At 67.8% G+C, this 11,851-nt stretch carries 10 protein-coding genes; 1 reads left to right on the top strand and 9 read right to left on the bottom strand.

The window, feature by feature from the left end; translation table 11 throughout:
* Positions 1-2 precede the first annotated feature (2 nt).
* The 7 genes from fliL to fliF form a co-directional block, all read right to left on the bottom strand.
* A complete protein-coding gene (gene fliL / locus IM760_RS01610; RefSeq protein ID WP_204426819.1) occupies positions 3-476 on the bottom strand; it encodes a flagellar basal body-associated protein FliL in 474 nt (157 codons plus the stop codon).
* Positions 477-602: 126 nt separating this feature from the next.
* Positions 603-1,763 carry a flagellar hook-length control protein FliK gene (locus IM760_RS01605; protein WP_204426818.1) on the bottom strand — a complete coding sequence of 387 codons (1,161 nt, stop codon included), beginning with the start codon at positions 1,761-1,763 and terminating at the stop codon, positions 603-605.
* Between the two features lie 21 nt (positions 1,764-1,784).
* Positions 1,785-2,228 carry a flagellar export protein FliJ gene (gene fliJ, locus IM760_RS01600; RefSeq protein WP_204426817.1) on the bottom strand — a complete coding sequence of 148 codons (444 nt, stop codon included), beginning with the start codon at positions 2,226-2,228 and terminating at the stop codon, positions 1,785-1,787.
* Positions 2,225-3,601: a flagellar protein export ATPase FliI gene (fliI, locus tag IM760_RS01595; protein WP_204426816.1), complete on the bottom strand. Its 1,377-nt coding sequence runs from the start codon at positions 3,599-3,601 to the stop codon at positions 2,225-2,227. The genes fliJ and fliI overlap by 4 nt, the downstream gene beginning before the upstream one ends.
* Positions 3,598-4,335, bottom strand: coding sequence for a flagellar assembly protein FliH (locus IM760_RS01590; RefSeq protein ID WP_204426815.1), 738 nt, complete (start codon positions 4,333-4,335; stop codon positions 3,598-3,600). Before IM760_RS01590 ends, fliI begins: the two co-directional genes overlap by 4 nt.
* Entirely contained in the window at positions 4,328-5,323 is a 996-nt protein-coding gene (gene fliG / locus IM760_RS01585) for a flagellar motor switch protein FliG (RefSeq protein ID WP_204426814.1), read from the bottom strand. Before fliG ends, IM760_RS01590 begins: the two co-directional genes overlap by 8 nt.
* Positions 5,316-7,022, bottom strand: a complete 1,707-nt coding sequence (gene fliF, locus IM760_RS01580; protein WP_204426813.1) for a flagellar basal-body MS-ring/collar protein FliF — start codon at positions 7,020-7,022, stop codon at positions 5,316-5,318. The genes fliG and fliF overlap by 8 nt, the downstream gene beginning before the upstream one ends.
* Positions 7,023-7,232: 210 nt before the next feature.
* On the opposite strand from fliF, the gene fliE reads away from it, so the two are divergent.
* The gene (gene fliE, locus IM760_RS01575; protein ID WP_204426812.1) at positions 7,233-7,574 is read left to right on the top strand and encodes a flagellar hook-basal body complex protein FliE; all 342 of its coding nucleotides are present in this window, start codon (positions 7,233-7,235) and stop codon (positions 7,572-7,574) included.
* A gap of 139 nt (positions 7,575-7,713) precedes the next feature.
* On the opposite strand, the gene IM760_RS01570 is transcribed toward fliE, so the two are convergent.
* Positions 7,714-8,082, bottom strand: coding sequence for a flagellar protein FlaG (locus IM760_RS01570; protein WP_204426811.1), 369 nt, complete (start codon positions 8,080-8,082; stop codon positions 7,714-7,716).
* Between the two features lie 62 nt (positions 8,083-8,144).
* Positions 8,145-11,672 carry an O-linked N-acetylglucosamine transferase family protein gene (locus IM760_RS01565; protein WP_204426810.1) on the bottom strand — a complete coding sequence of 1,176 codons (3,528 nt, stop codon included), beginning with the start codon at positions 11,670-11,672 and terminating at the stop codon, positions 8,145-8,147.
* Positions 11,673-11,851: the final 179 nt, after the last annotated feature.

Raw genomic sequence — 11,851 nt, 5'->3', positions numbered from 1 at the left:
GGTTACTGCACGATGAACTCGGTGAACAGCACGTCCTGCACCGCCAGTTCCGGCTGCGAGGACGTCAGCGGCTCCTCGAACATGGCCGTGATCTGACGGGCCAGTGCCCGTTTGCCGTCCAGGGTGGCGGCGGCTTCCGCATCCTGGCTGGACAGCAGCATCAGCAGACGGCTGCGCAGCGGCGGAATATTGTCGAGCAGATATTGTTCGGTTTGCTCATCGCCCACCTGCAGGGTCAGCCCCACGTACAGCAGACGCTGCCCGCACAGGTCGCCCTGCACGTTGACGGTGAACGGCTCCAGCTTGACGAAGCGGGCCGGGGCCGGCGCGGCTTCCACCTGGGCGGCCGGCGTGTCCGGCTGATCCTGGTTACCGAACAGCAGAAAGAAAGTCACCGCCCCCAGGGCGGCCACCAATACCACGATCAGGGCGATCAATACCCCTACCTTGCGGGATCGGTTACCGGATTCGGCCATGGTTCGCGTTTTCCTTGCCTGACAAATGAAACATCGTGGCGGTCAGTATCGGTGTTCGGCGCCCTCCGGCATGGCCGGAAAAGCGGTGGATATAGGGGCTATTTTCGCGGCGACGCGGGGCGCGTCTCAGGCGTAAAGATCGACGCCGCCCCGGTCCACCACGACGCTGGCGGCGCGGGGCGCGGTGGCCGCGTCGTCCGCCGGCTCACCGGTCAGCGCCGGAGCGCCGCCCCGGGCGCCCGGTTGCCCCTGCCCGTTGGCGTCACCGCCGGCGAACTGGCGCGGCTGGTCACCGACCTGGGCATCGCCCAGGGCGATGCCCTGCTGGGCCAGGGCCTCGCGCAGCTGCGGCAGGGCCTGCTCCAGGGCGCCGCGCACGGTGGCATGGGCGGAGAAGAAGTGGGCCTGGGCGCCCTGGTCGTCCACCTTCAGGGAGACGCTCATCGGGCCCAGGTCGCGGGGATTGAGGTGCAGCTCCATGTGCTGCTCGCCCCGGCGCGCCACACTGACCACCTGCTGGCTCAGTTCCTGGCCCCAGCCAGGGCTGGCCACCGGCGTCTGCAGGGTCACGGTGGTGGACGCCGGAGCATTGCCGGCGCCGGTACCGGTGGTGGCGCCGGCGGGCGCGGCGGCGGTGGTCGGGGTCGGCATCGGGGCATCGGAGCCGGCACGGAGCGGGCCGGCGTCGTCCGGGTTCACCGCCAGGGTGAACGGGGCGGCGGCGGTCGTCGCCGGGGTACCGGCTTTCAACGGCGCGGCGGCATCGTCGGCGGCCTGCGCCGGGGCGGGGGCGGCGGGCGTGAACCGGGAGGTGTCGGCACGGCTTTCCGCGCGCGCCACGGGGGCGGCGGTGGTGGCCACCGGGCCGCTGGCCGGGGCGGACGGCGGCGCCGCCGGGGCCGGAGCCAGCGGCGCCGTCAGGGCCGGGTCCGCGGGCATCTCGCTACCGGCCGGGGTGACCGGATCCGGCCGGGCGTCTTCGTCCAGCCGGGCAACGTCTTCGGTGGCCGGCGCCTGCCCGGCGGTGGCACGGGGGGCCAGGGGCGCGCGCAGCAGCGCCTCGCCGATCAGCGCGGCGGGCCGGGCCGCCGGTTCCGGGGCGGGCTGGCCGTCCGCCGCGCCCCCCAGCAGGGTGAGACCGTCCACCGGCAAGGCGGTGTCCCCGGCGGCGCTGGCCAGGGCCGTCTGGAAATCCCCCTGGAGGGAGCCGGCGGCGGTGCCGCCGCGGGCCGGATCGACGGTGCCGGTGGTGGCCGGTCGGGTGTTGAGCAATGCACTGATGTCCATGGGATCTCCTGATGCCGACCGTTAGCGGGGCCGCCGGGCCACGGCGTTGTTGTTGGTTTCGTCGCTGGCGCGCTGTTCGCGACGCTGCTCCTGATGGCGGGCCTGGGCCGCGCGGCGCTGGGCCAGGGTGTCGTAGCTGGACAGCTGGCGCTGGCGCTGCTGCCATTGGTCGCGGCTGGCGGCGACCCGCTCGCCCTGTTGCGCCAGGGCGCGGCGGGCCTGCTCGATGGCGTCGTCCAGGGAGCGGATAAAGCGCCGGTAGTCGCCCAGGCGGGCGGCGTCGATGCCGGCGTTCATGGCGTCCTGCAACTGGCGGCCGTAGTCGGCGCGGTACTGTTCCAGGGCGCGCAGCTGGGCGGCGCTCTGCGCCTCGCCGCGGCGTTCGTCGGCCAGCAGGCGGCCGGCCTGGTCGCGGGCGTCCCGGCTTTTGTCGATGAGGGTGTCGAGGGGCGTGGATGAGGTCATGGCAGCAGAGCCTCCAGGTCACGTTGCGCGTCGTCGATGCCGGCCCGGTCACTGATCGCCTGTTGCAGAAAGGCTTCGATCTCCGGGTACAGCTGAACCGCCTGGTCCAGCAGCGGATCGTGGCCGGGGCTGTAGGCGCCGACGCTGATCAGATCGCGGTTGCGTTGATAGCGGGAGAACAATTGCTTGAAGCGCTGCGCCCGTCGCCACTGGCGCTCGTCGACGATGTGGTTCATGGCGCGGCTGATGGACGCCTCGATGTCGATGGCCGGGTAGTGGCCGGCCTCGGCCAGGCCACGGGACAGCACCACGTGGCCGTCGAGAATGGCGCGGGCGGCGTCGGCGATGGGGTCCTGCTGATCGTCGCCTTCGGTGAGCACGGTGTAGAAGGCGGTGATCGAGCCGCCGCCGCTTTCGCCGTTGCCGGCCCGTTCCACCAGCCCCGGCAACTTGGCGAACACCGACGGCGGATAGCCCTTGGTGGCCGGCGGCTCGCCGATGGCCAGGGCGATCTCCCGCTGGGCCATGGCGTAGCGGGTCAGCGAATCCATGATCAGCAGCACGTTGCGGCCGGCGTCGCGGAAGTATTCCGCCAGCCGGGTGGCGTAGGCGGCGCCCTGCAGGCGCTGCAGCGGCGAGGTGTCCGCCGGCGCCGCCACCACCACCGCCCGGCGGCGGCCTTCCTCACCGAGAATGTTGTCGATGAAATCCTTCACCTCGCGGCCCCGTTCGCCGATCAGACCGACCACGATCACGTCGGCGCTGGTGTAGCGGGCCATCATGCCCAGCAGCACCGACTTGCCCACGCCGGAGCCGGCGAACAGGCCCATGCGCTGGCCCCGGCCGATGCTCAGCAGGGTATTCAGGGCGCGGATGCCCACGTCCACCTGGGCGTCGATGGGCGCCCGCGCCAGCGGGTTCAGCGGCGGCGCGGCCAGGGTGTCGTGGGGCGCCTCGTCCACCGGCTCGCCGCCGTCCAGGGGCCGGCCGTTGCCGTCCACCACCCGGCCCAGCAGGCTGTCGCCCAGGGGGAAGCGGCGCGCGCCGGCGCCGTCCTGGCCCAGGGGGAACACCCGGGCGCCCGGGGTCAGGCCGCTGATCTCCGCCAAGGGCATCAGGAACAACTTGTCGCCGGCGAACCCCACCACCTCGGCCTCGGCGAAGCCGCTGGCGCCGCCGCCACCGTCACAGGTCAGTTCTATGCGGCAGCTGCTGCCCAGGGGCACGCGCAGGCCGACCACTTCCAGCACCAGGCCGGTGGCCCGCACCACCCGGCCGCTGGTCAGGTAGGCCGGGGCGCCGGCCACGCGCTCGGTGACCCGGCCCAGCGCCTGGCACCATTGTTGATGGTGTCGCTCGGCGGCGGCGTTCATGGGGTCGCTCCGTCGTCGGCGTCCGGCCCGGCGTCCGCCTCATCGGCGGCGCGGCGGCGCCGGCGGACGCGGCCGGCCACCGTGGCCCAGCGGCTTTCCCAGGTGGCGTCCAGTTCCCCGGCGGGGCTGGTGACCCGGCAGCCGCCCCGGCTGAGCTGATCGTCCGGGTGCAGTTTCCAGCCCGCCGCGGTCAGTTCCGCGTCCAGTTCCTTTTCCACCAGGGCCAGGTCCAGGGGATGCAGCCACAGCCGGGTTTTGCCGTTCAGGCTGGGTTCGTCGTGGATCAGTTCGCGGACGATGGCCAGCACCTGGCGGGGCCGGGCACGCAACGCCTCGCCGGCCAGTTGCCGGCCCGTGGCCAGGGCCAGTTCCACCAGATGATCCGCCACCTCGCCGTCCAGGGTCCGCAGCGCCTCGCCGAAGCCGCCGGCCAGGGTGGCCAGCGGCGTCAGGATCTCGGCGCGCTGGCGGGCGGTTTCCTCCTCGCCCTGCTGCCGGCCTTCCGCCAGACCCCGGGCCAGCCCTTCGCGGTGGCCTTCCTCGAAGCCGGCCTGATGGCCCTCCCGCCAGGCTTCCTCGCGCACCTTGTCGCGCAGCGCCCGCAATTCCGACTGATGGTCGAAGGTCGGGTCGCCCTGGGCCGGCGCGCTGGACGCCCGCCGCCGGGGCGCGTCCAGTTCCGCCATTTGCCAGGGGCGCCAGCCGCGCCGGTTGGAGGGGGCGGTGTCAGACATAGGCGTCGTCCCCGCCGCTCAGCACGATGTCGCCGTTGTCCGCCAGGCGGCGCACCACCTGCAGAATGGCTTTCTGTTCGTTCTCCACCTGGGACACCCGGATCGGCCCGCTGGCTTCCAGGTCCTCGCGCAGCAGGGTGCCGGCGCGGGTGGACATATTGCGCAGGAATTTTTCCTTGAGCGCCTCGTCGCAGCCCTTCAGAGCGACCACCAGGGAGTTGGTGTTGATCTCCTTGAGGATCATCTGGATGCCGCGGTCGTCCACTTCCAGCAGGTTCTCGAACAGGAACATCTCGTCGATGATCTTCTGCGCCAGGTCCTCGCTGTGGGCGCGCACCGTTTCGATCACCTTCTCCTCGGCGCTGGAGTTCATCAGATTGAGGATCTCGGCGGCGGTGCGCGCGCCGCCCATCTTGCTGCGCTTGAGATTCTGGCCGTCGAGCATGCCGCCCAGCACCTCGGTGAGTTCCTGCAGGGCGGCGGGCTGCACGCCACTGAACGTGGCGATGCGCAGCACCACGTCATTGCGCAGCCGGTCGTCGAAATATTCCAGTACATCGGCGGCCTGGCGCCGTTCCAGGTGCACCAGGATGGTGGCGATGATCTGCGGATGCTCGTCGCGGATCATCTCCGAGACGATGTTGGCCTCCATCAGATTGAGCGCGTCGATGCCGGAGTTGGCGCCGTGCTGCTCCAGGATGTCCTCCAGCAGACTGGAGGCGCGCTCGCTGCCCAGGGCCTTGGTCAGCACCGAGCGGATGTGGTCGCTGGAGTACAGATTCAGGGCCGCGTACTGATCGGATTCGTCGTAGAAGTCGTCCAGCACCCGGCGCATGTCTTCATGGGACACGTGGCCCAGATTGGCCATCTCCTGACTGAGATCCTGCACTTCGCGGGCGGACAGATGCTTGAACACGTCCGCGGCGCTGTCCTCGTCCAGGGCCAGCAGCAGAATGGCGGCGCGACGGAGGTGGGTCAGGTCAGTCATGGCGGTTCATCCAGCTGCGTACGATCATGGCCACCATGGCCGGGTCTTCCTGGGCCATTTCCTGCAGGTCCTTCAGGTTCTGCTCGTGGGCGCCGTTCTGGCGGCGGCGACGGCGGGCCGGCGGCGGGTCCGCCTCCGTGTTCGGGTCGGCGCGGTCCGCGTCCGGCCGCGCCGCGTAGGGGGCGGCGGCCACCGGCGCCGGCGCCGCGGTGGCGGGGCGGGGCGCCGGGCGCTGCTCCAGGAAACGCCGCAGCAGCGGGCGCACCACGAACAGGAACAGCAGCAGCGCGGCCAGGCCCACCAACAGCCAGCGGCCCAGGGACAGCAGCAGGGTCTGCCAGAACGGATCGCGCCACCAGTCCTGCCGCTCCACGGTATCGGCGTCCTCGGTGAACGGGCTGTTGACCACTTCCAGGCCGTCGCCCCGTTCCTCGGAGAAGCCCATGGCCTGACGGACCAGCTGGCGGATACGCTCCAGTTGCTCCGGCTCCAGCGGCTCGCTGACGGGCTGGCCCTGGTCGTCGACCGCGTCGCGGTAATCCACCACCACCGCCACCGACAGCCGGTCCAGCCTTGCCCGCTGATGCTGCACATGGGTGACGTCGCGATCCACTTCGTAGTTGATCACGCTGTCCTGGTTCAGGCGGCGTACCGGCGTATCGGCGTCGCCGGTGTCGGCGCCGTCCTGATTTTGCTGCGGATTCTGAATCGGCGAGGGGGCGCTGCCCGGTGGCGTGTTGCTGAGCGCGCCGGGCACGCCGGCGGCCAGTTCGTCGCCGCCGCGGTATTGTTCGTTGAGCTGGCGGCTGCGCACCGCCGCCGGGTTGCCGTTCTGGTTGGGGCCGTAGCGCTCGCTGGTCTGCTCGCGGCGGGAAAAGTCCACCTGCGCCACCACCTGGGCACGTACCCGGTCGCGGCCCAGAATCGGCGCCAGAATGCTTTCGATGCGCTGGCGGTAGCCGCGCTCCAGATCGCGCACGTAGTCGAGCTGGCTGCCGTCGAGCCCGCCGGCGCCGCCCTCCGGGCGGGACAGCAGCCGGCCCGACTGGTCGACCACGGTCACGTCTTCCATGGCCAGTTCCGGCACACTGCCGGAGACCATGTGGACGATGGCGTTGACCTGGCCCTCGCCCAGGGTGCGGCCCGGCGCCAGGGTCAGCACCACCGACGCCTTGGCCGGTTCGCGGTCGCGGATGAACACCGACGGCTTGGCCATGGACAGATGCACGCGGGCCCGGGCCACCGGGCCCAGGGCCTCGATGGAGGCCGCCAGCTCGCCTTGCAGACCGCGCTGGAAGTTGACCCGCTCGGCGAACTGGCTGATGCCGAACGCCTGCCGGTCCATGATTTCGAAGCCCACGTTGCCGCCCTCGGGCAGGCCCTGCTCGGCGAGCTGAAGCCGCAGCCGGTGGACCTGATCGCCGGGCACCATCAGCGCGCGGCCGCCCTCGGCGAAGCGGTAGGGCACGGCGCGGCTTTCCAGTTCACCAATGATGCGGCCGCCGTCGGCCTCGCTGAGATTGCTGTAGAGCACCCGGTATTCCGGGGTGCTGGCCCACATCAGCAAGGCCGCCACCACGGCGATCACGGCGGCGCCGCCCACCAGCAGGGGCACCAGCGGATTGGCGCGCAGTCGCGCCCAAAGCGCCTCGGCGCCGTTGGCGTTGCCGGACGGCCGGGTGGGGGTGCCGTTACTCATGCCATCCCCCGGATGTGGGTCTGCTGTTCGGGCATTGCTGCGTCTCTGCCGGTAATTCGACGCTTGCCATTATCGGGGCCGGGGGTCCCGGCAAAGGAAAGAAAAGCCCGGCTTTTTGTCGTCAATTGATCGCTTGGCCGGGGGCGGGGCACTGGTAACCTGCTCGCCGTTATCCATCAAGACTCTTTATTGACGACGAGGAGTGCGGCAATGAGCGCACCGGTCAGCCCCGCCCTGCAGGCGGCTTTGACACAAATGCGGGACCTGGCCGCCCAGGCCGGTCCGGTGGACGGCGCCCGCGGCGAGCGGTTCAACGCCACCGTGGGCAGCGGCGGTTTCTCCGATGCGTTGCAGAACAGCCTGGAGCGCATCAACCAGCTGCAGCAGGACTCCGCCACCCGGGCCCGCGCCTTCCAGGCCGGCGCGCCCGGCGTGGAACTGCACGATGTGATGATCACCGGCCAGAAGGCCAGCATCGCGTTCGAGATGGGCGTGCAGGTCAGGAACCGGCTGGTGACGGCCTATAAAGACATTATGAATATGCAGGTTTGAAGCAGTTGAAAGTGACAAGTTGAAAGTTGAAACGCGGAAACGCGTTTCATGCACTGAGAAGCCGTGCCCGCGCTTGGGCGAGTGGCTCCCCTTTTAACTTTTAACTTTTAACTTTTAACTTCGAGCCCGATCCCGGCTCTCAAATCTCAGCGCGCAGGAGCATCCCTTTTACTTCCTCCAGGCGCTGCGAGGCATTGAGCGCTTCCTCCGGCGGGATCTGACGAATCAGTTCGCCGTTCTCCCGGTCGATCAGGCGGATGATGGTACGGCCGGAATCCTCGCTGATCTCGAACTGCACCCCGTAACGACGCAACACCTCATTGATCTGCTGCACCGGACGCACCAGCTCGTCGCCGGACAGGGCACGCGCCTCGGCGGCGGTGGTGTGGTCCGCGTCCGCCCGTACCGACAGTTGCTGAAGCACCTTTTCCACCCGTTGGCGGGCGGCCAGGTAAGAGAACTGGGACGCCTGCGGCGAGGAGGCGGAACCGTCGATCGGGTAGCTCATGGCGGGGCCTTTGCAATATTCAGCATATTTCAGCTTGTTTATCGGCCGCTCCCGCCCGAGCTTTAGGCATCAATATCCGTTCTTTCGTTTTCGAAGTGATAGCCGAAGTGTTCCATCAGATCGCCGCACTCCTCGCGCAGGTGGCTCAGTTCTTCGTCGCTGAGGTTACCCTTCCAGAGTCCCCGCCGATCGTGCAGCGGCTGGTTCATCTGCCAGGCGCGACGAATCATGTGGTTGTCTTCTCCTTGACCGTCCGTCTCGTGGGCATCGCGCACGTCGAACCACTGGTAGTCCTTTTTATGGAACTCCAACACCGCGGGGTCGTAGGGTTCGCCGAGGAAAGCAAGAACCGCCCCCATCGTCGACTCCGGGTCCTCGATCAGGTCTTCGTAACGCACCAGATGAAGACTGCCGCGACCCTGCTGAGCGATCAGTTCCTGGTTATCGTCACGCCAGCGACGGACCCCCTCTTCGAAAGACCCGGTACGCTTCTTCAAGGACCAGGCGACGTCACGGCCGTCGCGCACCAGAGCCACGAAGCGTGCCCTTGGGAAGCGCTCCAGAATCTCGTCGATACGATAGAGATGACGAGGGGTTTTTTCACAGACCATGCCCTTGCCTTCCTTGCGGGCTTCGGCGAGCACAAGCGGGTATTCCTGCTCCAGCCGTTGATTATTGATGAACCAGTAAGTTTCCCTTTGAATGCAGTGAATGTTCTTGTGGGCGCCGAGCATGGAGGCCACCAGAGTGGTACCGCTGTGACCGCAACCCACCACGAAGGTGGTGGGGTTTTCGATGGGGGCTTTCGCCATGCTCAGGCCGGTGCTGTGCAGGTAGCCTTTGGCCGCGTCCGGATTGACCTCATTGAGCAGGCGGAAGGGCAGATCCCGGATGCCATAAACGGTATGTAGCAGGAACGCCAGGCGCTGCTTCCGGTCGGCGTCAAGGGCTTCCATTCGCGACGCTTCCGGCACGAATATCATGTCCGTGGCGGTCAACTCCGACGCTTGGCGGTCGGCGCCCAGGGTCTCCGGGAGATGACTGTGGAAATGCTCGTTATTGAACCGGTAGAGGCGGAATCCATTGGCCTCGGCGGCCTGGACCAGTCCGGCAAGGCCGGATTGTTGATGGTGATGCGGAGCCAGTCTTACCCGGGCCTGTATCACCAGGGCCTGCCGAAGCAGTTCGCCGCCGTGTTCCAGGGTGGCCAGATTGTCATGGCGGTCGTCCAGGAGCAGCCAGTCCAGGGACGGCAGTCCCTCGATGGCACCGAGCGCCACGGTCTGCACCGGCAGTTCGGCGAGCACGCGGGCATCGCCCAGCGGCTTGAGTGTTGCGCTCAAGGTCGGTTCCAGACAGGCATAGTGCACGGCGGGGCGGCCGTCGCCGAGTCCGGCGTTGGCGAAGTACTGGAGCCCTTCCCGCCGGGAAGGCGTTGCCTGGGCGTGCCGGCCCAGGGGATCGAACACCAGTATCTCGAAGGCTCCCAGATCCAGTAGCGAGGAAGCGGCCTCGCTGTCCAGTAACTGGCCGCCGTTGTCCAGTACGATCAGTTTGCCCTGGAAATCGAATTGGAAACTGTCTTCGTCGTGCCCCGGCTGGTCGCTGGCCGCCACCAGGCTGGGCCCGTTCCCGGCATGAGGCGTGAGCTCGGTGCCGTCTTCGAATCGGGCGGCGCCGTCGGCGGAGAAGGTTAGCGCCGCTGGCGACTGCTGCTGGCAGTGACGCTGCCAGATGCCGCGCAGCGCCGTGGCCAGATGGCCGGCGAAGCGCGGTGCGTCACACACCGGTGACGCTTTCAAGGTATCGCGGAGATTGCGGCGAATGGTGGCCAGAGTGTCCAGATCGCCGGCCAGTTCTCGAGCACGGGCTCGATAAGTGTCCCAGCTGTCGACCACCAGTTCTGGCAGGCCCGCATTGACCAGATGGCTGGCGGCATGTCGGCCGGCGAAGGTAGGGCCGGGCAGGGTGATCACCGGGACCCCCATGAGCAAGGCCTCGCAGGTGGTCAGCCCGCCGGAATAGGGCCAGGGGTCCAGGGCGATATCGATGCGGTTATAGGTGTCCAGAAAAGCGATGTGCTTTTCCGGGCCCTCCAGCAAAATACGCGAGCGTGCGATGCCTTCCTGCTCGAAGCGGGTCCAGATACGGTCCCGGAATGCCGCGTCGCTGTACTGGGCGCTGCGCAGCAGTAGCTGGCTGTCACGCACCTCATGGAGCAATGTGGCCCATTCCCGGATAAGAACATCGTTGATCTTGGCCGGGTTGTTGAGGCAGCCGAAGGTAATCCGGCCAAGGGCACGTGCCGGCAGTTCCTGCACCGGCGGCGCGTAGCTCGGCGGCAGATAGCAGATATAGTCGTGCGGTAGCCGGATCAGCTTCTCATAGTACTGCTCGTCGCAACCCGCGGGCGTTTCCACGGAATCGCTGATCAGATAATCGATGGCGTCCAGACCGGTGGTATTCACCAGGCCGCCCACCCACTTGACGATCAGCGGGGCCGGCTCCCGGGCGATCAGACGCAATCGGTTGCCGTCCGTATGACCGCTCAGGTCAATCAGAATATCGATTTGGTCCTCACGAAGCCTTGCCTCCACCAAAGCGTCGGCGTAACCGTGCACGCGGTGCCAGCCGGCGCTGATGTTGCGCAGCCGTTCGGTAATATGGTCCTCGGTGTCGTTGAGGGAATAGGCGATCAGCCTGAAGTCCCGTGCCGGCAGATGTTCCAGTGCCGAGGAGATCATCTGCCCGACCGGATGGCTGCGCAGACCCGCGGACAGCAGCCCGATGGTCAGCGGACGCTGGGGGTCACGGTCGGTCTCGGCCCGGGCCGGACGTTGTTCGGGTGAGAACTGTTTGCGCCAACGGCGGATCAGGGCGGCGATATCCTCGCCACTCAGCGCCGGATCGTAGTGGGCGTTGAAAATGCGGTTGGAGAACGCCTCCAGATAGTCCGGGTTCAGTGCCAGGGCCTGCTCAAAATAGCGTGCCCCCTGCTCGAACAGGCCCATCTCGCAATGCTTGACCGCCGCCAGGTTAAAGTACTGTGGCGAGGCGCTATCCAAAGCCAGCAGCCGCTGGCAGTCCTCAAGCACGTCGTTCATCCGGCGAGCGGCGGAGTTCGCATTGATGGTCTGGGTGAGGATAAAGGGATTCTTCGGCTCCAGACGGCGTGCCTGCTGGAGATTCTCCAGGGCGCCCTCCACGTCGCCGGTGGCCAGTCGTACCCTGGCGTACTCGGTGTGTGCCAGGGCGTGCTTCCCATCCAGACGCAGCGCCCGCAGCAGTTGGTCGCGGGCCGCGTCCCACTGTTTCAACGCACGGTGGGCGGTACCCGCCAGATAGGCGGCGTGGGCGTCGTTCGGCGCCACCCGCGCCGCTTCCGCCAACGGCGACAGCGCCTCCTCCGGTCGCCCCAGCTCGATATAACAGGCGCCCAGGGCCCGCCAGGAATATGCCTCTTTGGGATGGTTCGCCACCAATGCCCGGGCGTGTTTCTCGGCGCCGTGAAAGTCCCGGAGACGCCAGGCACGCTGGTAGGCTTGTTGGGTACGGGCGAACCGGGTCTGGGTTCGGGTTTTCACGGACATGGAGGCCTCATGCGGTCTACTGGCAGTTTGAGGTCAGGCTAGCAGCCGGAGAGCAAGGGCAAAGAAAGGATTAGGCGGGCTTTTTGCGGGCTTTTCGCGGACCAGAAAAAAGGCCCCGGAGCGGCACTGCTGTCCCACAGTTGAAGGGACATAAAGAAAAAGCCTGAACCACCCGGGTA

It is taken from the genome of Alloalcanivorax marinus (genome assembly GCF_016906305.1).
Classification (GTDB): Bacteria; Pseudomonadota; Gammaproteobacteria; order Pseudomonadales; family Alcanivoracaceae; genus Alloalcanivorax; species Alloalcanivorax marinus.
This window is presented reverse-complemented; position numbering and strand designations above follow the sequence as displayed.